This is a genomic window from Pseudomonas sp. PDM13, assembly GCF_025685765.1.
Classification (GTDB): Bacteria; Pseudomonadota; Gammaproteobacteria; order Pseudomonadales; family Pseudomonadaceae; genus Metapseudomonas; species Metapseudomonas solani.
Map to the genome: position 1 here is coordinate 1 of NZ_JAOTQU010000039.1, position 23,199 is coordinate 23,199.

21 protein-coding genes and 1 tRNA gene are annotated in these 23,199 nt (G+C 66.7%); 2 read left to right on the forward strand and 20 right to left on the reverse strand.

Features of this window, described 5'->3' with window-relative positions; genetic code table 11:
• Positions 1–86: 86 nt before the first annotated feature.
• From OEJ36_RS28500 to gspE, 10 genes are all read right to left on the reverse strand, one after another.
• Positions 87–162: transfer RNA gene (locus tag OEJ36_RS28500), tRNA-Val, on the reverse strand.
• Between the two features lie 215 nt (positions 163–377).
• Positions 378–890: a type II secretion system protein M gene (locus tag OEJ36_RS28505; RefSeq protein WP_411861067.1), complete on the reverse strand. Its 513-nt coding sequence runs from the start codon at positions 888–890 to the stop codon at positions 378–380.
• 8 nt (positions 891–898) lie between these two features.
• A complete protein-coding gene (gene gspL / locus OEJ36_RS28510) occupies positions 899–2,041 on the reverse strand; it encodes a type II secretion system protein GspL (protein ID WP_263404374.1) in 1,143 nt (380 codons plus the stop codon).
• Positions 2,038–3,012 carry a type II secretion system minor pseudopilin GspK gene (gene gspK, locus OEJ36_RS28515; RefSeq protein ID WP_021218557.1) on the reverse strand — a complete coding sequence of 325 codons (975 nt, stop codon included), beginning with the start codon at positions 3,010–3,012 and terminating at the stop codon, positions 2,038–2,040. Before gspK ends, gspL begins: the two co-directional genes overlap by 4 nt.
• Positions 3,009–3,707, reverse strand: coding sequence for a type II secretion system minor pseudopilin GspJ (gspJ, locus tag OEJ36_RS28520; RefSeq protein WP_263404375.1), 699 nt, complete (start codon positions 3,705–3,707; stop codon positions 3,009–3,011). Before gspJ ends, gspK begins: the two co-directional genes overlap by 4 nt.
• Positions 3,704–4,093 carry a type II secretion system minor pseudopilin GspI gene (gene gspI / locus OEJ36_RS28525; RefSeq protein WP_043243344.1) on the reverse strand — a complete coding sequence of 130 codons (390 nt, stop codon included), beginning with the start codon at positions 4,091–4,093 and terminating at the stop codon, positions 3,704–3,706. The genes gspJ and gspI overlap by 4 nt, the downstream gene beginning before the upstream one ends.
• Entirely contained in the window at positions 4,090–4,665 is a 576-nt protein-coding gene (gene gspH / locus OEJ36_RS28530; RefSeq protein ID WP_263404376.1) for a type II secretion system minor pseudopilin GspH, read from the reverse strand. Before gspH ends, gspI begins: the two co-directional genes overlap by 4 nt.
• Positions 4,665–5,096 carry a type II secretion system major pseudopilin GspG gene (gene gspG, locus OEJ36_RS28535; RefSeq protein ID WP_263404377.1) on the reverse strand — a complete coding sequence of 144 codons (432 nt, stop codon included), beginning with the start codon at positions 5,094–5,096 and terminating at the stop codon, positions 4,665–4,667. Before gspG ends, gspH begins: the two co-directional genes overlap by 1 nt.
• A gap of 4 nt (positions 5,097–5,100) precedes the next feature.
• Positions 5,101–6,318 carry a GspF family T2SS innner membrane protein variant XcpS gene (xcpS, locus tag OEJ36_RS28540; protein ID WP_263404378.1) on the reverse strand — a complete coding sequence of 406 codons (1,218 nt, stop codon included), beginning with the start codon at positions 6,316–6,318 and terminating at the stop codon, positions 5,101–5,103.
• Complete coding sequence (gene gspE / locus OEJ36_RS28545) at positions 6,318–7,802, reverse strand: type II secretion system ATPase GspE (RefSeq protein ID WP_021218563.1); 1,485 nt, start codon at positions 7,800–7,802, stop codon at positions 6,318–6,320. The genes xcpS and gspE overlap by 1 nt, the downstream gene beginning before the upstream one ends.
• A 328-nt stretch (positions 7,803–8,130) precedes the next feature.
• Between gspE and OEJ36_RS28550 the strand changes: the two genes are divergently transcribed.
• Both OEJ36_RS28550 and gspD read left to right on the forward strand, forming a co-directional pair.
• The gene (locus OEJ36_RS28550; protein ID WP_021218564.1) at positions 8,131–8,697 is read left to right on the forward strand and encodes a type II secretion system protein N; all 567 of its coding nucleotides are present in this window, start codon (positions 8,131–8,133) and stop codon (positions 8,695–8,697) included.
• Between the two features lie 4 nt (positions 8,698–8,701).
• Positions 8,702–10,660 carry a type II secretion system secretin GspD gene (gspD, locus tag OEJ36_RS28555; RefSeq protein ID WP_263404379.1) on the forward strand — a complete coding sequence of 653 codons (1,959 nt, stop codon included), beginning with the start codon at positions 8,702–8,704 and terminating at the stop codon, positions 10,658–10,660.
• Positions 10,661–11,324: 664 nt separating this feature from the next.
• Here the strand turns inward: gspD and OEJ36_RS28560 are convergent.
• The 10 genes from OEJ36_RS28560 to OEJ36_RS28605 all read right to left on the reverse strand — a co-directional run bounded on the left by OEJ36_RS28560 (position 11,325) and on the right by OEJ36_RS28605 (position 23,157).
• Positions 11,325–12,089: an SDR family oxidoreductase gene (locus tag OEJ36_RS28560; protein ID WP_021218566.1), complete on the reverse strand. Its 765-nt coding sequence runs from the start codon at positions 12,087–12,089 to the stop codon at positions 11,325–11,327.
• 11 nt (positions 12,090–12,100) lie between these two features.
• Entirely contained in the window at positions 12,101–13,312 is a 1,212-nt protein-coding gene (locus OEJ36_RS28565) for an O-succinylhomoserine sulfhydrylase (RefSeq protein WP_263404380.1), read from the reverse strand.
• Positions 13,313–13,389: 77 nt separating this feature from the next.
• Positions 13,390–14,895, reverse strand: coding sequence for an amidophosphoribosyltransferase (gene purF / locus OEJ36_RS28570; RefSeq protein ID WP_021218568.1), 1,506 nt, complete (start codon positions 14,893–14,895; stop codon positions 13,390–13,392).
• Between the two features lie 91 nt (positions 14,896–14,986).
• Complete coding sequence (locus OEJ36_RS28575) at positions 14,987–15,499, reverse strand: CvpA family protein (protein ID WP_021218569.1); 513 nt, start codon at positions 15,497–15,499, stop codon at positions 14,987–14,989.
• Positions 15,500–15,594: 95 nt separating this feature from the next.
• Entirely contained in the window at positions 15,595–16,239 is a 645-nt protein-coding gene (locus tag OEJ36_RS28580) for an SPOR domain-containing protein (protein WP_263404381.1), read from the reverse strand.
• 6 nt (positions 16,240–16,245) lie between these two features.
• Positions 16,246–17,523 (reverse strand): bifunctional tetrahydrofolate synthase/dihydrofolate synthase, encoded by a 1,278-nt coding sequence (gene folC, locus OEJ36_RS28585; protein WP_263404382.1) that lies wholly within the window; start codon positions 17,521–17,523, stop codon positions 16,246–16,248.
• A complete protein-coding gene (gene accD, locus OEJ36_RS28590; RefSeq protein WP_263404383.1) occupies positions 17,520–18,392 on the reverse strand; it encodes an acetyl-CoA carboxylase, carboxyltransferase subunit beta in 873 nt (290 codons plus the stop codon). Before accD ends, folC begins: the two co-directional genes overlap by 4 nt.
• A gap of 302 nt (positions 18,393–18,694) precedes the next feature.
• Positions 18,695–19,318, reverse strand: coding sequence for a phosphoribosylanthranilate isomerase (locus OEJ36_RS28595; RefSeq protein ID WP_263404384.1), 624 nt, complete (start codon positions 19,316–19,318; stop codon positions 18,695–18,697).
• A gap of 56 nt (positions 19,319–19,374) precedes the next feature.
• A complete protein-coding gene (gene truA, locus OEJ36_RS28600) occupies positions 19,375–20,235 on the reverse strand; it encodes a tRNA pseudouridine(38-40) synthase TruA (RefSeq protein ID WP_043243358.1) in 861 nt (286 codons plus the stop codon).
• 3 nt (positions 20,236–20,238) lie between these two features.
• A complete protein-coding gene (locus OEJ36_RS28605) occupies positions 20,239–23,157 on the reverse strand; it encodes a FimV/HubP family polar landmark protein (RefSeq protein WP_263404385.1) in 2,919 nt (972 codons plus the stop codon).
• Positions 23,158–23,199 lie beyond the last annotated feature (42 nt).

The window sequence follows — 23,199 nt, forward strand, 5'->3', positions numbered from 1 at the left end:
GCGACCCCCGGCGTGACAGGCCGGTATTCTAACCGACTGAACTACCGCTGCGCGTCGGCCGGACTTTCGTCCGAATTCACAAGGGATGGTGGGTGATGACGGGATCGAACCGCCGACCCTCTGCTTGTAAGGCAGATGCTCTCCCGGCTGAGCTAATCACCCATCGCCTTGCGAGGCGCGCAATTTACGCAGAGGGCTTACCTAAGTCAACACCCTGCTTGAAGTTTTTTCTAAAAAGCTGATTTTCGTGCCCTTCGCCAATGCTCCGTTGGCAGCGTTCCGCACTGGCGATGCATGGCCTTGGGGAGACGGGTGAAGGGGCGCCGCCCACCAAGCTGGTGCACAGCCGGGGGCAGCGAGCCTCAACAGGGTGCAGCTCAGCCGCCGACGCGCAGGGTCAGCCGTGCAGCGACCTGGCCATCCTCACCACGGTCCAGCCCGGCCTCTTCAATGCGCACACCCTGCGCTTCGAGCCCGGCGAACCAGCGCAGCAGCTTGGCGAACGCAGTGGGCTCCAGGCTGACCTGCACCTGCCCGGGGGCATCGCTGTCCATGCGCTCCACCGACAGGCCCTGCTCGGCAGCGCTGGCGGTCACCAGCCCTTGCAGGCGCTCCGGCTCGACAGTGGCCTGTGGCGCTTCCTCGGCCGCACGGGCACGGGGCGCCTGCTGCTGCATGTACTGATGCAGCGCACGCTGCTGCTCGTAATGGTTGCGGGCACTGATCACCCCCAACTGGGCCGGGCGCCAAAGGGCGAGGTAGAGCAGCACCAGCAGCAGGAAGCCCCCCAGCAGTGCCAGGGCCAGGCGATCCCGGGGCGGCATCGCCTTCCAGCGGGTGGCCAGGGCCGACCCTTGCCATTGCGTCTGCAGACGATCCTTGAAAGCCATGGTCATGTTCATCCCCCGATCACCAGTCGCGCACTCACGGCTGTGCCTTCACGGCTGGCCGACCCCAGTTGCACCGCGAGCCCGGCGGCGATCAATCGCTCGCGCAAACGCTCCAGGGCATCGAACCCCGGCGCCTGCACCTGCATGGACAGGTCGCCCCGTGTGTCGCTGAAATCCAGTTGCTGCACCCGCACCTGCGCGCCTTCGGCGAGCAGGGCGTCGGCCGCCTGGTCGAGCAGGCCGAGCAGACGCCCCTGCCCAGTCGCAGCCCCGGATGCGAGATGCTGGTCGAACTGCGCGCGCAGATTGATCAGCTTGCTGTCCTGGGGGAACAGCTCCCGGTACAGCGCCTCGTTGGCCGCCGCATAGTTGTCGCCCTCATGGCGCAGGTGCCAGCCCTGGGCCAGGTAGAAGCCCCACTGCAGCACCACCCAGAGCCCCGCCAGGGCCAGCACCGGACGCAGGAAGCGCTGGTGGCGATGTTCCTGGCGCACCTGGAATTCCGCCTGGGCCAACTCGCTGCCAAGGTGCGAGGCGAGCCATTGATAGGGTTGCGCCTGCTCCTGCCATTCGTCGATGCCTTCCAGCACCTGGCGTTCACGCGGCGCCCGGCCATGCAACGGCAAGGCGCAAGCCTCGCGCAGGTGCGGCCAATCTTCGTCCTGCAGGCCAAGGCGCGCGCTTTGTTCGCCACCCAGCAGCCAGCGGCCGTCCAGCCAGAACAGCTGGGTGCCCTCCTCCGGCAACAGGTCGGCATCCACCTGCAGGCTGGTGGGCACCGAGCCCAGCTCCGCGGCCAGGTCGACCCAGGCGCTCAGCCAGCTGCGGCGCACGGCGAAAATACGGTGCAGGCCATCCGGCAGTTCCCCCCCCAGCGCCAGGTGCAGGCTGTCGACGTCCTCGGCCAGCAGTTCCTCCACGGCAAACGGCAAGGCCTGGCGCAACCAGCGCGCCTTTTGCGTGGGCAGGCGCGCGGCGCAAGCGGTCACCGCCTCCACCGGCAGCACCAGGCGCCAATCACCGGAGAGCGCCGTTACCGCGGCGGCGAACGGCAGTTGCCGGGCATCACCGCCCTGCACCAGCCAGACCTCCAGTTCGCCATCGACGCGGGTAACCGCCGCCGTCGGCAGGAAAATACTTGCCTGCTTCATTCTTCGTCCTTTTCCTTGAGAAGGGCCGGCGGCAAGCCGCCCTGCCCCATGTCGCGGGAAAGCACCCGCACGCGGCCGTCGTTGCCACGCTGCAGGGTGCTGACCAGTACCTGGCGCCTTCCGCCAAGGTGCACTTCGCTGGTCACCCGGAAATATTCACTGCCCACCGCCAGCCCTTGTGCCTCCATGCCCATGCCGGCCAGGGCGGACTGCCCCAGGAAGGCATCCAGGGTCTGGAAACCGGCCTTGCCGCGGGCCGCCACCAGCGCCTCACCCACGCTGGGCGTCAGGGTGTCGGCGAGGCTGGAAAGCACTATCGCGCCCGCGGTGTTGACGTTGAGCGTGGCGTTGTCCGGCAGTGCTGCGACGTAGGGCAGCAGGCGACGATAGTCCGCCTCGGTCATGCCTGCCAGCAGGCGCAGTTCGGAGACATCCGCCATGGCGCGGTTGGCTGCCCGGTAGGGCGGCTGGTTGAGCAGGTATTCGTTGTCTTCGGCGCCGTTGGCACCGGTGGGCTCCTGGTCCTTGTCGAGCCAGTCCACCAAGCGCTCGGCATAGGGCGCCTCGATCTGCAGGCGCAGCAGCAGGCGGCGGAACTGCAGCAGCGACTGCTCGTTGACCTTGCCCTGGCGCACCACGGAATTGAGGTTGAAGCGCGCGGTGGCGTCATCGATGCGCACCAGCAGTTCGCCGCCATCATCCAGGGGGAAGTTGTTCAGGGGCCGGGCCCAGGCCTCGCCCAGGTGATCCACCGGCGTGCGCGGGTCACCGGCACGCAGGTCGCGGAGCAGCATGCCCCGGGCCAGCGCTTCGCCACCCAGGGCGTACTGCAGGGCCTGGCGCGCATGCAGCTGGTTGGCGCTCGAGCGGATCGCCAACTGCTGCCGGGCGATCATCCCGGCACAGACGACGGTCACCACGGCCACCACCAGCAGCACCGTGATCATGGCCATGCCCCGTTGCCGCATCATGGCGTACCGCCTTCGTCAGCCGGCACTTCGCCGCCGCCATCATCATTGTTGTCGTCGCCATTGGGTACCTGGGGCTGTTGCTGCGGGGGTTCGTCCACCAGGCGCAGCACCCGGCGCAGCTCGCCGTAGCGACGATGCTCGAGGGTCAGTTCGATGGCCCGGGGCAACTTCTCCAAGCTCTTGTCGCCGGTCTCGCCGTCGGCGGGCCAGACCTCCACCCAGTTGTCGGACTTGTCCAGGTAACGCAGCTTCAGGCGGGTCACCCCGTCCAGTGCCTGCTGCACTTGCGGCTGGCTGTCCTGAGCCTGGTCGAGCACCGTCCAGTAGCGCCGTTCCAGCTTCTCCCCGGAGAGCTGCCAGCGCACCCGCTGCATGCGTGAGCGCGGCGCGCCAAGGGGGTTACGCCAGCCGCCACGGCTCAGCTCGACACTGTCGTTGTCGCCGCTCTCGCCCACCAGTGCGCCGCGCCATTCGCCATAGGCGTCACGCACCGGTCGCGGGCTCACCTGCTGCAGGTCGCGCTCGATGGCAGCCATGGCCCGCACCAGTTCACGCAGTTGCTGCTCCTGGGCGCGGGTGGCGCGGTCGCTGGCGAGCACGCTGTCGAGCATGCGGTAGGTGCCCAGGGCCAGCAGCGCGAAGATGGCAATGGCGATCAGCAGTTCCAGCAGGGTGAAGCCAGCGCTGCGCTTCATTGCTGGGTCTCGATGAAGCCGACCAGGCGCGCGGCGGCACGGTCTTCCAGCTTGCCCCGGGGGCCGCGGTCGTTGCGCTGGGCGACCCACAGGGTGGCGCGGCGTAAGGCCGGGTCGGAGGTGGCGTCGACCTGGCTTTGCCATTCCCAGCGGCGCCCGGCGAAATCCAGTTCGCCCTGGTCGCGCCCCTCGCTCGGCGGCGTGGCGGCGAGCTGCATCTCGGCCAGGCGGTTGTCGGCGATCCACATCGCCAGGGTCTTGTCTTCCAGGCGTGCGGCGTTCTGCAGGCTGCGCGCGCTGGTGGCCAGCACCGAGGCGGCGACCACGGCGAAGATCGCCAGGGCCACCAGCACTTCGAGCAGGGTGAAACCGCGCTGGGCCTTCATCCTGCCCGCCCCTTGCCGGCCAAGGCCTCGACCTTGGGCAGGCGGAAGCCGTCGCTGCTCATCTGCAGGCGCACACCGTCCTTGCGACGCTCCCCCAGCTCCAGGCGGAAGGGGCTGAGTTCGCCACTGGAGAGGATCAGCAATTGCGGCGCACGGGGTTGTTCCTTGGGTTTCTCGTCGTCATCGGCCACCGGGCTGGGCAATGCCAGCACGGCGCCTTCCAGCTCGAACTTGAGCTCGGCCCAGGCCGGCAGCTTGTGGCTTTCTTCCCCCACTTCCTGCCAGCGCGCCTTGGCTTCGTCGAAGCGCAGCACGCGGTAGCCATCGGCGTCCAGGCGCAGGCCGTATTCGCGGTTGTCGAGCACGGCTTCGTCCACCAGCACGCCGATCAGCCCGGCCAGGCGCTCGGCTTCATTGTTCAACTCACGGGAGGGGCCGGCCACGCCGGTGCTGAGCACCGCCAGCCCGACCAGGCAGCCGATGATCACCAGGACCACCAGCAGCTCGATCAGGGTGAAGCCGCCCTGCCCCTTGGCGGGCGGGCAGCCTGGGCAGCGCGACCGTGGGGGCATCAGTTTTCCCAGTTACCGATATCGGCATCGGCGTCGGTACCGCCTTCCTTGCCGTCGGCGCCGAAGGAGTACAGGTCATAGGGCCCCTTGGTACCGGGTGCCAGGTACTGGTAGGGGTTGCCCCAGGCGTCGACCGGCAGGCGCTTGAGGTAGCCGTCCTTGTTCCAGTTCTTCGGCAGCGGATTGCCGCTGGGCTTCTTCACCAGTGCTTCCAGGCCCTGCTGGGTACTGGGGTAGGCGAAGTTGTCGAGCTTGTACATGTCCAGCGCGGCGCCGATGGCCTTGATGTCGCCCTTGGCGACCGTGACCTTGGCCTGGTCCGGACGGTTCATCACCTGGGGTACAACCAGCGCGGCGAGGATGCCGAGGATGACCACCACGACCATGATTTCGATCAGGGTGAAGCCTGCTTGTGTACGGCCTGATTTCACGCGGTTACCCCACGAGCTGGTTGAGGGAAAGGATGGGCAGGAGGATGGCGAGGACGATGACCAGCACCACCGCGCCCATGAACACCAGCATGAAGGGCTCGAACAGCCCCACCAGCAGCGCGATCTGCGCACCCAGGTCGTTCTCCTGGTTGCGCGCGGTACGGGCCAGCATCTGGTCCAGCTCGCCGGAGCGTTCACCGCTGGCGATCATGTGCAGCATCATCGGCGGGAACTGACCGCTGGCCTCCAGCGCACGGGTCAGGCTGCCGCCTTCGCGGACCTTCTGTGCGGCCAGTACCACGTCGGCGCGAATCACCCGGTTGGCAATCACTTCGGCACCGATGCCCAGCGCCTCCACCAGCGGCACGCCGCTCTGGGTGAGGATCGCCAGGGTGGAGGCGAAGCGCGCGGTGTCGGTGGCGCGCACCAGGCCGCCCACCAGCGGAATGCGCAGTACCAGGCCATGCCAACGAGAGCGTATCGCCTCCTCGCGCAGCGCCACGCGGGCACCGATGAAGGCGGCGATGGTCAGCAGGGCCGCCAGCCAGCCCCAGTGCTTGACCAGGTCGCTGAGGGCGATGAGGCCACGGGTAAGCAGCGGCAGGGTCTGCCCGGAATCGATGAACACGCGCACCACGTCCGGGACCACGTAGCCCAGGAGGAAGGAAACGATACCGAGGGAGGCGCACATCAGGATCACCGGGTAGAGCAGCGCGAGCTGGATCTTCTGCCGCGATTGCTGGCGCTGCTCGGTGTAGTCGGCCAGTTGCTCCAGCACCGGGCCGAGGTGGCCGGCGTGCTCCCCCGCCGCGACTGTGGCGCGGTACAGCTCGGGGAAGGCCGCGGGAAACTCGCGCAGGCTGCCGGCCAGGCTGTGGCCTTCGAGTACCCGGGCGCGCACCGCCAGCAGCATCGACTGGATGCGCGGCGAGGTGGATTGGGCCGCGGCGGCGCGCAGCGCTTCCTCGATGGGCAATGCGGCCTGCACCAGGGTCGCCAGCTGCCGGGTGACCAGTGCCAGGTCGCGGGCGGACAGGCCCCGAGCAAAGCCGAGGCGACCGCCACTGGCAGCCTGTTCGCGGGTGCGAGTGGCCTTGACCTCCAAGGGCGCCAGCTGTTTTTCACGCAGCAGTTGGCGCACCTGACGGGCACTGTCGGCTTCCAGCACCCCCTTCTGCGGACGCCCACGGGCGTCGAGGGCGAGGTATTCGAAGGCGGCCATTATTCTTCCTGGGTCACACGCAGGACCTCTTCCACCGTGGTCACGCCTTCGAGCACCTTGCGCTTGCCGTCATCGCGGATGCTGGGGCCGAAACGGCGGGCGTGGCGGGTCATTTCCTGCTCCGCCGCAGAGTTGTGGATCAGGCTGCGCATGTGGTCGTCGAAGACCACCAGTTCGTAGATACCGGTACGGCCGCGGTAGCCCTGCTGATGGCATTCGGGGCAACCACGGGCGTGGTAGAGGGTCGGCGGGGCCGCCGGATCGACGCCCAGCAGCGTGCACTCGGCGGCATCGGCGCTGTAGGGCACCTTGCAGTGGTTGCAGAGCACACGCACCAGGCGCTGGGCGAGCACGCCAAGCAGGGAGGACGACAGCAGGAAAGGCTCGACGCCCATGTCCACCAGGCGGGTGATGGCGCCGATGGCACTGTTGGTGTGCAGGGTGGAGAGCACCAGGTGACCGGTGAGGGACGCCTGGACGGCGATCTCGGCGGTTTCGTGGTCGCGGATCTCACCCACCATCACCACGTCCGGGTCCTGGCGCAGGATGGCGCGCAGGCCGCGGGCGAAGGTCATCTCCACCTTGGCGTTGACCTGGGTCTGGCCGATGCCTTCCAGGTGATATTCGATGGGGTCTTCCACCGTGAGGATGTTGCGGGTGCGGTCGTTGAGGGTGACCAGGCTGGCGTAGAGCGTGGTGGTCTTGCCCGAGCCGGTGGGGCCGGTGACCAACAGGATGCCGTGGGGCTTGCGCACCGTGGCCTCCATCAGGTCGCGGTCACGCGCGCTCATGCCCAGGTGCTGCAGGGTCAGGCGCCCGGCCTGCTTGTCCAGCAGGCGGAGCACCACGCGCTCGCCGTTGGCGGAGGGCAGCGTGGAGACGCGGATATCCACCTCGCGGCCAGCGACGCGCAGGGAAATACGGCCGTCCTGGGGCACGCGTTTTTCGGCGATGTCCAGCTTGGCCATGACCTTGATCCGCGACACCAGCAGCGCCGCCAGCTCGCGCTTGGGTTCGAGCACCTCACGCAGGATGCCGTCGACGCGGAAGCGCACCACCAGGCGTTTTTCGAAGGTTTCCAGGTGGATGTCCGAGGCGTTCTCGCGGATCGCCTCGCCGAGGATGGCATTGATCAGGCGGATGATCGGCGCGTCGTCCTCCTGCTCCATCAGGTCGGTGGTCTCGGGCATCTGCTCGGCCAGCGCGGCCAGGTCGAGGCTGCCGCCGAGGTCTTCGGCCAGTTGCATGGTGGCGGAGGAGTCGTGCTGGTAAGCCTGGGCCAACGCCTGGTCGAACGATTCGACCGGCAACGGCCGGAATGGCAGCGAGCGGCCGACGAAACGACGCGCCTCGGCCAGAGCCACCAGTTCGGCGCCTTGGCGATGGGCCAGGCAGGGCTCGACGCCATCCTGCAGGAAGACGCCGTGACGCTTGGCAAAGCCGAACGGCAGGCGCCGCAGAGGCGCCTCGATCGAAGAGTTCATCCGTGTAATGCCTTCATGAATTCACCGGGGCAATTATCACAACGCTGTCTGACCGTTGTGCAGCAGATCCCTGCCATTTTCTTGTCGTTGTGATCGGGCACGCACGCAAACCCGTAAAAAAACCGGAATATCTTTAGCACATAGACCTCCGCGATACACCTGCTGTCGGGTTGTAGCGTGAATGCGTCGTACTGCTATGATTCAGAGCTTTCGCCGAATCAGAAAATCAAGAACAACTCGCGGAGACCCCCACTTGCCCACAACTGGTGCTCGACACTGGCTGCAACAGCATTCGCCTGCGCTTCTGGGCGCGGGCTTGGTGATTGCCATGAGCCTGAGCCTCGCCTGGCAATCCGCCGACTGGATCAGATTGCTCCGCAATTCCCCCGATACCAGCAGTGACCCCACCAGCACGGCGGTGGTTCCAGCCAGCCTGGAACGCCTCGAACCGCTGTTCGGTCCGAACCGCGCGCAGAGCGATGCGCCACCGCCGGCAACCAACCTGCGCCTGACTCTGCTGGGCAGCTTCATCAACGCCGATGAGGCACGCTCCAGCGTGATCATCCGCAGCGAGGGCGACAAACCCAAGCGCCTGCACAGCGGTGAGGAACTTAGCCCCGGCGTGAAGCTCCATGCCATCTACCGTGATCGCGTGGAAATCGACCGGGGCGGCCGCCTCGAGACCCTGACCTTCCCCCGGGCACGCCTCGCCGTGCCCAGCTCGCCCGCCATGGAGGCGGAGCCGGCAAATGATGCTGTTAACGACCTCGGCGGCCTCCAGGAGGACAACGCCGCCGAACTGCGCGAACGCATGGAAGCACTGAGAAAACAGATGGAAGAATCCGGCGGCCTCTCGCCGGAATCACCGCCCGAACAGCCCCTGGAAAGCGAATGAATCAATGCCCACACTCCTCTCGCGCCTGAGTATCGCCCTGCTGGCCGCCGGCCTCGCTGCCGCGCCGTTGCCCTTGCTGGCCGCCGATCCGCAACCCCAGGCCGAAAACAGCCAGCAGGAAGGCTGGACCATCAACCTCAAGGACGCGGACATTCGCGAATTCGTCGACCAGGTGGCCGACATCACCGGCGAGACCTTCATCGTCGATCCCCGGGTCAAGGGCCAGGTCAGCGTGGTGTCCAAGGCCCCGCTGAACCTGTCCGAGGTCTATCAATTGTTCCTCTCGGTGATGGCCACCCACGGCTTCACCGTGGTCACCCAGGGTGACCAGGCCCGCATCATCCCCAACGCCGAGGCCAAGGCCGAAGCCGAAGGCGGGCCGGCAGCGCCGGACAAGCTGGAGACCCGGGTGATCCAGGTCCAGCACACGCCGGTGACCGAACTGATCCCGCTGATCCGCCCGCTGGTGCCGCAATACGGCCACCTGGCGGCGGTGACCTCGTCCAACGCCCTGATCATCAGCGACCGCAGCGCCAACATCGCGCGCATCGAAAGCCTGATGCGCCAGCTGGACCAGAAGGGCGACCGCGACTACACCGTGCTCAACCTGCAGAACGCCTGGGTGATGGACGCCGCCGAGGTGCTCAACAGCGCCGTCAGCCGCGGCCAGGCCAAAGGCACCAACGCCGCCCAGGTGATCGCCGATGCCCGCACCAACCGCCTGATCATCGTCGGCCCGCCCTCGGCACGGGCCAAGCTGGTGGCGCTGGCGCAGTCCCTCGATACCCCGACCTCGCGCTCGGCCAACACCCGTGTCATCCGCCTGCGCCACAACGACGCCAAGGCCCTGGCCACCACCCTGGGCGAGATTTCCGAAGGCCTGAAGACCCCGGAAGGTGGCGGCGAGCAGCAAGGCAAGCCGCAGAACATCCTCATCCGCGCCGATGAAAGCCTCAACGCCCTGGTGCTGCTGGCCGAGCCGGACACGGTCAACGCGCTGGAAGACATCGTCCGCCAGCTCGATGTGCCGCGCGCCCAGGTGATGGTGGAAGCCGCCATCGTGGAAATCTCCGGCGATATCACCGACGCCCTCGGCGTGCAGTGGGCCGTGGATGCCCGCGGCAAGACCGGCGGCCTAGGCGGGGTCAACTTCGGCAACACCGGGCTCTCGGTGGGCACCGTGCTCAACGCCATCAAGGACGAAAAGCTGCCCAGCACCCTGCCCGATGGCGCCATCATCGGCATCGGTACCGACCACTTCGCCGCGCTGGTCACCGCGCTTTCGGCCAACAGCAAGAGCAACCTGCTGTCCACGCCGAGCCTGCTGACCCTGGACAACCAGAAGGCGGAGATCCTCGTGGGCCAGAACGTGCCCTTCCAGACCGGCTCCTACACCACCGATGCGGCCGGGGCCAACAACCCCTTCACCACCATCGAGCGCAAGGACATCGGCGTCACCCTCAAGGTCACCCCGCACATCAACGAGGGCGCCACCCTGCGCCTGGAGATCGAGCAGGAAATCTCCTCCATCGCCCCCAGCGCCACGCTCACCGCCCAGGCGGTGGACCTGATCACCAACAAGCGCTCGATCAAGAGCACCATCCTCGCCGAGGACGGCCAGGTGATCGTGCTCGGCGGCCTGATCCAGGACGACATCACCACCACCGACTCCAAGGTGCCGCTGCTCGGTGACATCCCCCTGCTCGGTCGCCTGTTCCGCTCCACCAAGGACAGCCACGTGAAGCGCAACCTGATGGTGTTCCTGCGCCCGACCGTGGTCCGCGACCGCGCCGGGCTGGCCGCACTCTCGGGCAAGAAGTACAGCGACATCCGCGTGCTCGGCGACCAGACCGACAAGGAAAGCCGCCCCAGCATCCTGCCGCGCACGCCGGCGCAGCTGTTCGACGGCGGCCAGGGCACCCCGGCCATCGATGTGCGCCCGCCGGAGGCTCCGCTGCCCTGACGGGACGCAGAAAAGCGAACGGGCGGCAGTGCCAGGCACTGCCGCCCGTTTTCGTTGGCTACGTCTGCGTTAAGTGTTGCTAGAAGATTTGAGTCCAGCTGATTGCCGAGCTTTGCTGATGCTTTTGGTTTCGCCCACCCGGGCGAGTCCCTTTTCCAGTCGTTGAAAAGGAACCAAAAAACTTGCCCCTCCATACGGGTCTGGCTTCGCCAGACTCCCCTTGCTCCATCATCGTTCCAGGGGCACGCCGCGAAGGGCCATCCCTGGCCCATCGCGGCTCTCGCGACATCCATGTCGCTCAACCCCCTGATTCGCTTCGCTCACCCTTCGGGCCAGCCTTCGGCTGTTACTCCGCTTCGCTTCGTTTCACGACGATTCGCTCGGCCTCCTGGGAAGGGGCGTTTGGCGGCTGCTTCAACGTTCTTCGCTCGAATCCTCACATTGATGTGCGCATCACCAGCGGGTGTACCCCGCGGCTGGCGGCTTTCGTAGGATGGTGTAGAGCGAAGCGAAACCCATGCGGCGTAGGTGGCACGAACCCTTGGGCGCCCGGAAAGGGCCGTGCTTGAGCACTTGCGTTAAAACCACAACAGCTAACGCAGACAGAGCCTTTTCGTTTGGGGGAATGGAGCGTGGAGCGGTGGGCTGAACCCTACTAAGCGGATCAGTCCAGGTAGATCATCTTGCGGGTCATGCCGCCGTCCACCAGGAACTCCTGGCCGGTGACGAAGCCGCAGCCGTCCGAGAGCAGCCAGGCGACCATGGAAGCGACATCCTCCACCTTGCCGACACGGCCGGCCGGGTGCTGGTCGTGATCCCATTCCGACAACGGCGCCTCTTCACGGGCGGCGCGGTCGCGGGAGTCGATCCAGCCGGGGCTGACCACGTTGACGCGGATGTCCGGCCCCAGGCTGATGGCCAGCGCGTGGGTCAGCGCCACCAGCCCGCCCTTGCTCGCGGCATAGGCTTCGGTATCGGCTTCGGACTGATGGGCACGGGTCGATGCGATGTTGACGATGGCCCCGCGATGCCCACGCAGGTAGGGCGCGCAGTGCTTGGCCAACAGCATCGGACCGGTGAGGTTGACCGACAGGGTGCGGTTCCACTGCATCAGTTCGAGGCTTTCCAGCGGCGCGCCGTGGGCTTCGGCGACGCCGGCGTTGCACACCAGCGCATCGAGCCGGCCGAACTGGCCGAGCACTTCGGCGACGCCCACGGCGACCTGGCTTTCATGGGCCACGTCCATCCCGACGAACCAGGCGTTGCCGCCCAGTGCCTTGGCTACCTTGCTGCCTCGGGCACGGTCGATATCCGCGAGCACCACCTGCCAGCCCTCGGCAATCAGCCAGGCGGCGATGCCCAGGCCGATGCCACGGGCCGCGCCGGTGACCAGCGCGACCTTGCCGTTATGAGCGGGCGCCGATTCCATGGACCAGTCGATCACAACGCGGCAAGGCCACGCGCGAGGTCGGCCTTGAGGTCGGCGATGTCTTCCAGGCCCACGGCGACGCGGATCAGGTTGTCAGCGATCCCGGCGTTGGCACGTTCCTGCGGCGACAGGCGCCCGTGGGAGGTGGTGGCCGGGTGGGCGATGGTGGTCTTGGTGTCGCCCAGGTTGGTGGTGATGGAGATCACCCGGGTGGCGTCGATGAAACGCCATGCCGCTTCCTTGCCGCCGGCCACTTCGAAGCTGACCACGGCGCCGAAGGCGCTCTGCTGACGCTTGGCCAGCTCGTGCTGCGGGTGGCTTTCCAGGCCGGCGTAGTAGACGCGCTCGATGCCAGGCTGCTGCTCCAGCCAGCGGGCCAGTTCCAGGGCGCTGGCGCAATGGGCCTGCATACGCACGCGCAGGGTTTCCAGGCCCTTGAGGAAGATCCAGGCGTTGAACGGACTGAGGGTCGGCCCGGCGGTACGCAGGAAGCCGACCACGCCTTCCATCTGTGCTTTGCGGCCGGCGACCACGCCGCCCATGCTGCGGCCCTGGCCATCGATGTACTTGGTGGCCGAGTGCATGACGATGTCGGCACCGAGCTTCAGCGGCTGTTGCAGCGCCGGGGTGCAGAAGCAATTGTCCACCGCCAGCAGCGCGCCACGGGCGTGGGCGATCTCGGCCAGGGCGGTGATGTCCACCAGCTCGGCCAGGGGGTTGGACGGCGACTCGACGAAGAGCAGCTTGGTGTTGGGCTTGAAGGCCGCTTCCCAGCCGGCCAGGTCGGCCAGTGGCGGGTAGTCGACTTCGACACCGAAGCGCTTGAGGTACTTCTCGAACAGGCTGATGGTCGAGCCGAACACGCTGCGCGAAACCAGCACATGGTCGCCGGCGCTGCACTGGCTCATGACGATGGAGAGGATCGCCGACATGCCCGAGGCGGTGGCCACGGCCTGCTCGGCACCTTCCAGGGCGGCGATGCGCTCCTCGAAGGCCCGTACGGTGGGGTTGGTGTAGCGCGAATAGACGTTGCCCGGCACCTCGCCGGCGAAACGCGCGGCGGCGTCGGCGGCGGTGCGGAACACGTAGCTGGAGGTGAGGAACATCGCCTCGCCGTGCTCGCCTTCCGGCGTGCGGTGCTGCCCGGCGCGTACCGCCAGGGTGTCGAAGGCCGCGCCTTCGAGGTCACTGTCCAGCCGGCCGGCTTCCCATTCCTGCGTCATATCCCCACCTCTTGGAAACGAAGCCCGGGACAGGGCCCGGGCTGGCAACGTTCAGCGTGCGGCACGAGGCCGCGTACTCAATTGTTGTACAGGTCGATGATCGCGCTGACCACGTTGACCTTGGCCTTGCTGGCGTCATTGCGCGCCTGCTCGATCTTGTTCAGGTAGTGCTCGTCGACATCGCCGGTGATGTACTTGCCGTCGAACACCGCGCAATCGAACTGGTCGATCTTCACCTTGCCACCACCGACCGCCTCGATCAGGTCCGGCAGGTCCTGGTAGAGCAGCCAGTCGGCGCCGATCAGCTCGGCCACTTCCTCGGTGGTGCGGTTGTGGGCGATCAGCTCGTGGGCGCTGGGCATGTCGATGCCGTACACGTTCGGGTAGCGCACCGCCGGGGCGGCTGAGCAGAAGTAGACGTTCTTGGCGCCGGCCTCGCGGGCCATCTGGATGATCTGCTTGCAGGTGGTGCCGCGAACGATGGAGTCGTCCACCAGCATCACGTTCTTGCCGCGGAATTCCAGCTCGATGGCGTTGAGCTTCTGGCGTACCGATTTCTTGCGCGCGGCCTGGCCCGGCATGATGAAGGTACGGCCGATGTAGCGGTTCTTGACGAAGCCCTCGCGGAACTTCACGCCCAGGTGGTTGGCCAGTTCCAGGGCCGCGGTGCGGCTGGTGTCCGGGATCGGGATGACCACGTCGATGTCGTGGTCCGGGCGCTCGCGCTGGATCTTCTCGGCGAGCTTCTCGCCCATGCGCAGGCGTGCCTTGTAGACCGAGACGCCGTCCATGATCGAGTCCGGACGCGCCAGGTAGACGTGCTCGAAGATGCACGGGGCGAGCTTCGGCGCCTTGGCGCACTGGCGGGTGTAGAGCTTGCCGTCTTCGGTGATGTACACCGCTTCGCCCGGTGCCAGGTCGCGGATCAGGGTGAAGCCGAGCACGTCGAGGGAGACGCTTTCGGAGGCGATCATGTACTCCACGCCTTCGTCGGTGTGACGCTGGCCGAAGACGATCGGGCGGATGGCGTTGGGGTCGCGGAAGCCGACGATGCCGTAGCCGGTGATCATCGCCACCACGGCGTAGCCACCACGGCAGCGGTCATGCACGCCGGAGACCGCGGCGAACACGTCTTCCTCGGTGGGCTGCAGCTTGCCGCGATGGGCCAGCTCATGGGCGAACACGTTGAGCAGCACTTCCGAGTCGGAACTGGTGTTCACGTGGCGCAGGTCGGATTCGTAGATTTCCTTGGCCAGTTGCTCGACGTTGGTCAGGTTGCCGTTGTGCGCCAGGGTGATGCCGTAGGGCGAGTTGACGTAGAACGGCTGCGCCTCGGCGGAGGTGGAGCTGCCCGCAGTGGGGTAGCGCACGTGGCCGATGCCCATGTGGCCTACCAGACGCTGCATGTGGCGTTGCTGGAAGACGTCACGGACCAGGCCGTTGTCCTTGCGCAGGAACAACCGGCCGTCATGGCTGGTGACGATGCCGGCAGCGTCCTGGCCGCGATGCTGGAGAACGGTGAGCGCGTCATACAGCGCCTGATTGACGTTCGACTTACCGACGATACCGACGATGCCACACATGCGGTGCAACCCCTGCTGCTAGTAGTTCAGGCTAATACCGGGCGACGGGCCGGGCAGTTGGTGCCCCGCTCGCCACCCTTTGTTTGGCGGCTCAGCTTGGTGCGCTGACGCTGCCGGCGAGCCACTGGCTGGTGAAACCCAGAATCAGGTTCTTCGACCAGTCGGCGACCATCAGAAAATGCGGTAGCAACGTTGACTGCTGCCACCATGGATCCTGTTGCACCGGCGCCAGGCTCAGCAGGCCGACCAGTACCACCACCAGCAAGGCCCCGCGCGCTGCGCCGAAGACCATGCCGAGGAAGCGGTCGGTGCCGTCCATGCCGGTGACCCTGATCAGCTCACCGATCAGGAAATTGACCAACGCCCCCACCAGCAGGGTGGCGATGAAGAGAATGGCGCAGGCCGCGATCACGCGCGCCGACGGCATTTCGATGAACTCGGTGAGGTGCTGTGACAAGGCCCCGCCAAACATCCAGGCGACTATGCCGGCGATGATCCAGGTGAGCAGCGAAAGCGCTTCCTTGACGAAGCCGCGTTTCAGACTGATCAGGCTGGAAATGGCGATGATGGCGATGATCGACCAATCGACCCAAGTGAATGCCACTTATGCAGCTCACGAACAGAAAAGGCGCTGCATTTTAGCAGAGCCCCGTCGCTCCGGTAACCCGCGGATCAGATTGCTCTGATAGAGAGAGCGAATCAGCCTTTTTCAGGCTGGAAACGCACGATGAAGCCGTTGAGTTTCTGTTGGCGGCTCAGGGAATCCCGCAGCCGATCGGCTTCCGCGCGCTCGATCACCGGGCCGACGAACACCCGGTTCATGCCTTCGGCACTGCGGATGTAGGCGTTGTAGCCCTGGCTGCGCAGGGTCTGCTGCAGCTTCTCGGCGCCGGCGCGGCTGGACAGGCTGGCGAGCTGGATGGACCAGCTGACCGGCAGGCCATTCGGGTCGAGGCGCTTTTCATCGGCCTTGGGCGGCGTGGCGGCCGGCGGCACGGCCTGGGCCTGTTGCTGGGCCTGCGGTTGTACGGGAGCCTGGGGCTGGGCCGGCTGCGCGGGTGCTGCGGGCTGTTCGGTGGGGGCAATGGGCAGGGCGCTGGCCTGGCCGTTGGCATCCAGCGACGGAACCGGCTCTTCCGGGAGTACCTGGGGCTCGGGCACCTCGACGGTTTCCATCTCCACCGGCGGCATCTCCGGGGTTTGCGGCATGGCCGGCGCGTCGATGCGCACCTGGCGCAACTCGTCCTCGCGGGTGAACAGCATCGGCAGGAAGATCACCGCCAGCGCCAGCAGCACCAGGGCACCGACGATGCGTTGCTTGAGTCCCTTGTCCAGCACAGCCACTCCCCCTTAAACCTGATGCGCGAGCCAGGCCAGCGCCTCGGCCACGCAATAGAAAGATCCGAACGCCAGGATTTCATCGCCCTCCCCGGCTTTCTCGCACTGTGCCTCCAGCGCCGCGGCAATATCGCCATGGCTGCTGGCGGTAACCCCCAGCGCGAGCAACGCGGCCTGCAGCTCGGCGGCCGGCCGGCTGCGCGTGGACGGCAGCGTGGCCACGGCCCAGTCCGGCAGCACGTCCTTGAGCGGCGCGAGCACACCGGCCAGGTCCTTGTCGGCCAACAGGCCGAACACCGCCAGGCGCCGACCGGCGACCGGGCGGCTGCGCAAGCGCTCGGCCAGGTAGCTGGCCGCGTGGGGATTATGCCCAACATCCAGCAGCAGCGTGAGTGACTTGCCACGCCAATTCAGCGCGCGGCGATCCAGGCGCCCGGTGACCCGGGTCGCCTGCAGCGCCTGGGTGATGACGGCTTCGTCCCAGGGCTGGTCGAGCAGCGCATAGGCCTGCAGGGCCAGTGCCGCGTTTTCCAGGGGCAGGTCGAGCAGCGGCAGGTCATGGAGCTGGCGGCCCTGGCCATTCCGGTCCAGGCCACGCCAGTGCCAGGCACCCTCCCCCACCGCCAGGTCGTAGTCACGACCGCGAAGGATGAAGGGCGCATTGAGGGCGGCAGCCCGTTCGGCGAGCGGCGCAGGCGGGTCGAGGTCACCACAGAGCGCCGGCTTGCCGGCACGGAAGATGCCGGCTTTCTCGAAGGCCACGCTTTCGCGGGTATCGCCGAGCCAGTCGGCGTGGTCGATGCCGATGCTGGTGACCAACGCCAGGTCGGCGTCCACCAGGTTGACCGCATCCAGCCGGCCACCCAGGCCGACCTCAAGCACCACGGCGTCGAGGCCGCTGCGCTCGAACAGCCAGAAGGCCGCGAGGGTGCCCATTTCGAAATAGGTCAGGGAGGTTTCGCCACGGGCCGCTTCCACGGCCACGAATGCCTCGCAGAGCGCGTCGTCGCCGGCATCGACGCCATCGATCTGCACGCGCTCGTTATAGACCAGCAGGTGCGGCGAGCTGTACACGCCGACCTTGAGACCCTGCGCCCTCAGCAGTGAAGCGAGGAAGGCGCAGGTCGAACCCTTGCCGTTGGTCCCGGTGACCGTGACCACCAGCGGTGCCGGCCTGTGCAGGCCGAGCCGCTGGGCGACCTGGTGGCTGCGTTCCAGCCCCATGTCGATGGCTGTGGGGTGGAGTTGCTCGAGGTAGGCGAGCCAGTCGGCGAGGGTTCGTTGGGTCATGCAGTGGCCGGTGAGGGTAGACGCATGAACTGCGCGAGCAGCCGCGACAGGCGGGCACGCAGTTCATCGCGGGGAATGATCATGTCGATAGCGCCGTGCTCCAGCAGGAACTCGCTGCGCTGGAAGCCTTCAGGCAGCTTCTCGCGAACGGTCTGTTCGATCACGCGAGGACCGGCGAAGCCGATCAGCGCCTTGGGTTCGGCGACAATCACGTCACCGAGCATGGCCAGGCTGGCGGAAACGCCACCGTAGACCGGGTCGGTCAGCACGGAGATGAAGGGCAGACCCTCTTCGCGCAGGCGCGCCAGCACGGCGGAGGTCTTGGCCATCTGCATCAGCGAGATCAGCGCTTCCTGCATGCGCGCACCACCCGAGGCGGAGAAGCACACCAGCGGGCAACGCTTCTCCAGCGCCGCGTTGGCAGCCCGTACGAAACGCTCGCCGACCACCGCGCCCATGGAGCCGCCCATAAAGGAGAACTCGAAGGCGCAGGCGACGATGGGCATGCCTTCCAGGCTGCCGCTCATGGCGATCAGCGCGTCCTTCTCGCCGGTATCTTTCTGGGCCGCGGTGATGCGGTCCTTGTACTTCTTGCTGTCGCGGAACTTCAGGCGATCCACCGGCTCCAGCTCGGCACCCAGTTCCTCGCGGCCGTCGGCGTCGAGGAAGATGTCCAGGCGAGCACGCGCGTCGATGCGCATGTGGTGGTTGCACTTGGGACAGACGTCGAGGGTCTTCTCCAGTTCGGGCTTGTACAGCACGGCCTCGCAGGACGGGCACTTGTGCCAGAGGCCTTCAGGGACCGAGCTCTTCTTCACCTCGGAACGCATGATCGAAGGGATCAGCTTGTCTACCAGCCAGTTGCTCATGCTCTCGTTCTCCATAGCTTCAGGCCCGAACACGCGCTAGCGGCCCGGAGCCCTGCGCATGTTCTTGAGCGAATTCACGATTGCGGACGGGGTTGGCGGCATCGGCGGGATGGCGATGGTACGCCCGGCCCCGCACGTTGACGCCGGGAAGGCCCCGGCCATCTGGGCGACGGGCACCGCCATGGTGCCGTCGCGAAAAGCAAAATCGGCCCGATCCGACACCGCGCGCATACGCGCGTGCCCGGGCAACTGGGTTATGGACGGCAGCGCAGGCGGCGCCGTCACATCTGTGGACGACGGGTTCAGCATGCCGCCCTTGCCGCATCGATGAAGGCTCGCACCTTGTCGTGATCCTTGATGCCCTTGCTCGCCTCCACCCCGCCGCTGACGTCGACCGCGTAGGGCCTGACCTGCGCCACCGCGCTGGCGACGTTTTCCGGGGTGAGGCCGCCGGCGAGGATCACCGGCTTGCCCAGGCCGACCGGCACCAGGTTCCAGTCGAAGGCTTCGCCGGTACCACCGGGGATGCCGGGCACATAGGTATCCAACAGCACGCCCGAGGCGCCGGGGTACTCGCTTACGCGGGCCGCCACGTCGTCGCCGGGCTTGACCCGCAAGGCTTTGATATAGGGACGACCATGGCCTTCGCAGGCTGCCGGGGTCTCGTCGCCGTGGAACTGCAGCAGGTCGAGGGGCACCGCTTCGAGGATCGCCGCCAGTTCAGCGGCGGGCATATCGACGAACAGGCCCACGCTGGTCACGAAGGGAGGCAGCGCCGCGACTATCGCCCGGGCCTGCTCGACGCTCACCGCTCGCGGGCTGGCGGCATAGAACACCATGCCGATGGCGTCGGCACCGGCCGCCGCCGCGGCGAGGGCGTCCTCGACGCGGGTGATGCCACAGATTTTGATGCGAACGGCTGACAAGTTGCAGGCACCGGTGGGTAAAAGATGCTGGATGGTAGCAAAGGCTCGGCGGAGCGTCAGCCCGGGTTTTCCGGTAACCAGGAGAGAAAATGCGGCCCGATGTAACGGTGCGGCAGCTGGAATTCCTCGGGGTACTCCACCTGCACCAGGTACAGCCCGTAGGGATGGGCGGTGACGCCGCCGGTACGCCGCACGCGGCTTTCCAGCACTTCACGGGCCCACTCCGGCGGGCGCTCGCCGGCACCGATGGTCATCAGCACCCCGGCGAAGTTGCGCACCATGTGGTGAAGGAAGGCGTTGGCGCGGATATCCAGCACGATGAACCGCCCGTGCTCGCTCAGATGCAGGTGGTGCACCGTCTTGATCGGCGACTTGGCTTGGCACTGGCGGGCGCGGAAGGCGCTGAAGTCATGGGTACCGACCAGGTGGGCGGCGGCCTCGCGCATGCGCTGGATATCCAGCGGACGATGGTTCCAGGTGACTTCCTCGGCCATGTGCGCCGGGCGGATCTGGTCGTTGTAGATGACATAGCGGTAACGCCGCGCCATCGCACTGAAGCGCGCGTCGAAATGCCGGGGCATTTCCTGGGCCCAGGCCACGCTGATGTCGTTCGGCAGGTTCATGTTGGCGCCCATGGTCCACGCATGCATGGAGCGCTGCACCGGCGTGTCGAAATGCACCACCTGACCGCTGGCATGCACCAGGGCGTCGGTACGCCCGGCACAGCTGAGGGTGACGGGAGCACCCCCGGCCACCTTGGACAAGGCCGTTTCCAGGGTTTCCTGGACGGAGGGCACCCCGGCGCGTTGACGCTGGAAACCACGGTAGCGGGAACCCTTGTACTCGATGCCGAGGGCGATTCTGTAAATGCCAACGGCAGCCGAGTCGGCTGCCGTTGTGGGTACTGCTTGGGTCATTGATCAGCTGATACGGGCGATGAGCTCGCGCGCTTCCTGTTGCTGGTTTTCACTGCCCTCGGACATCACTTCATCGAGGATGTCGCGGGCGCCTTCGGTGTCACCCATGTCGATGTAGGCACGGGCCAGATCGAGCTTGGTGGCGGTTTCGTCAGTGCCGGAGAGGAAGTCGAAATCGTCGTCGCCATCCAGGTCCACTGCCGGAGCGGCGGTGCTGGCAGGTGCGCTATCGGCCGGCGGCTGGTCGAGGCTTTCGGCGAGCTGGTCGAGCTCGGCGGTCACTTCATCGAGCTTGGCGGCGAAGCTGTCGGAGAGCGGCGCTTCTTCGGCGGCGGGCTCGTCTTCCGGCATCGACAGGTCGAAATCGGACGGCAGTTCGAAGGCCGACGCGGGCTCTTCCTTGGCGACCGGCTCGGCAGCAGGCTGGGAGCCGCCCAGGTTCAGGTCGTCATCCAGGCTGAGAAGGAAATCATCCTCCTCGGCGATGGACGGCTTGCTGTCGCCTTCCAGCTCCAGGCTGAAGTCGGCCAGGTCGTCGCCCAGATCCAGCGATTGCTCGCCCAGCGGCTTGTCGTCCAGCTCCAGGTCGAAGCCGAGTTCGTCATCGCTGCGGGCAGCCGGGGCGCTCGGAGCGTCGAGGTTGAGGTCGGCATCCAGGTCGATCTCGTCCAGGCCGGCCAGGGCATCGTTGCCGGAGGCAGCTTGCAGGTCGCGGTCGAGGTCGGCTTCCAGCTCATCCAGGCTCAGGTCGAAGGCATCGTCCATGTCGTCCTGGGCGGCAGGCGCCTGGGCAGCCGGAGCAGCAGGCTCGTCCAGGGTCAGGTCGTCGAGGCTGAAGCTGTCGAGGTCGTCGCTGGCGGAACCGGCGGCGAAGCCGAGACCGGCAGCGGCAGCCAGCGCCATGGCCGGGTACTTGGCCTTGAGCTGGTCGACTTCGGCATAGGCGCCACCGATTTCACGCAGCTCGCTTTCCTGGCGGGCGAAGCCGTCGCGGTCACCCAGTTCGGCGTAGACCTCCATCAGCTTCAGGCGCAGGTCGGCACGATGCGGCTCGTCGTTGATCGCGTTCTGCAGCAGCTCGGCAGCCTGGTTGAAGCGGCCGTAGGCGATGTAGATGTCGGCTTCGCTGATGGCATCGCCGGTCTGGGCGGTGACACGCTCCTCGGCCTGGGCCGGAGCAGCGGCGACCGCAGCAGGCTCGTTTTCAAGGCCGGCGAAGGCGTTGTCCTGGATGTCCAGGTCGTTGTCGAAGCCGGTGTCGTCATCCTGGGCGGCCAGGCTGTTCTGCAGCTCGGCTTCCTTCATGGCGTTGCGACGGGAGAGGATCATCAGTGCGACCAGCAGCACCAGCAGCGCACCGCCACCGGCGATGCCCAGCAGCATCGGGTTGCCCATCAGGTCGTCGACGAAGCCAGGCTGTTCGGCTTCAGGTTCCGGCTGCACGGGCGCAACGGCCGCCGGAGCGGGCTCGACCGGCTTGGCGGCTTCTGCCGGAGCAGCAGGTTTTTCAACGGCATCAGCCGGCTCACTGGCCGGCTGCTGGTTCTGGGACTGGGCGGCTGCATCAGGTGCAGCCGGCTCCTCGTTGTAGTTGTAGTCCGGTGCCTGCCCGGCCGGGGGAGTGGCCTGGGTCGCGTCGGGTGCCGGAGTAGCCGGCACCGCTGCAGGTTGTTCGGCAGCCGGAGCGGCCGGGGTGGCGGAAGCGGCTGGCGCTGTCGGCGTGGCCGGTGCTGCCGGTGCTGCCGGAGCGGCGGCCTCGGGTTTCTTCGCCAGGTCGCTCTGCAGCTTGGCCAGCTGATCATCCTTCAGCTGGATCAGGCGTTGCAGTTTATCCAGCTGGCTCTGCAGGTCGGTCATCCGCCCCTTGAGCTCGTCGTTCTCGCGACGGGTGGTGTCCAGGCTTTCCTGGGTCACCGCCAGTTTCTCGGTCAGCGCCTTGTTGTTGCCGTTGCCAGCACCCTTCTCGCTGCCGGCAGTGGACTTGCCACTCTCGGCGGATACCAGGCGCAGGTTGTCCTTGCTTTCGGTCTTGGCCGGAGCGGCACCGGCGCTGGCGCGCTTGGTGGCGTCGAGCTGGCGCTGGCCAGCGGTACCGGCTACGGCGCTGCCGTCACGCCATGCGGAGTTCTGCGCAGCGACCTGGGCAATGGCTTCGGACTGGGAACGACTGGCGATCTGAGCATCGGTCGGCATGCGCAGCACCTGGCCGCTCTTCATGCGGTTGATGTTGCCGCCAACGAAGGCGTCCGGGTTCAGGTCCTGGATGGCCAGCATGGCCTGGTGCACGGAACCGCTGGAGCGATTGCGCTGGGCAATTTCCCACAGGGTGTCGCTGCCGGTGGTCTTGTATTCTTCGGCGCCCGCCTTGGCGGTGGAAGCGGCCGAGGCAACAGGCGTGGACGGACGCGGTGCCTGGGCAGCCGGGCTGGCGCTCGGACGCGGCGCAGCAGCCGGGCGCGGAGCCTGTGCCGGAGCGGCGATGGGCATGCTCGGCACGACGGCAGCGGTGGTTGCAGCGGAGTAGGTCGGCGGGTCCAGCAGCAGGGTGTATTCGCGCAGCAGGCGGCCGTTGGGCCACAGCACTTCCACCATGAAGTTCAGGTAGGGCTCGCGCACCGGCTTGTTGGAGGTCACGCGGATCACGCTCTTGCCGTTGGGCTTGAGCACCGGCGTGAACTTGAGGTCGGTCAGGAAGTACTGGCGATCGACGCCGGCCTTGCTGAACTCTTCGGCCGAAGCCAGGCTCGGAACGACTTCGTTGGAGGCCAGATCACGGACCTCGAGCAGCTCGATTTCAGCGACCAGCGGCTGGTTCAAGGCGGACTTCAGGGTCACTTCCCCGAGCCCCAAAGCGTGAGCCATGCCGGAGGTCAGCGCCGAAGCAGCCGCAATTGCCAGCACCAGTTTGCGAACCCGAATCATAGCGTAATCCCTTGTTTTATCTTTTTTTCTCGGCCGAACGAG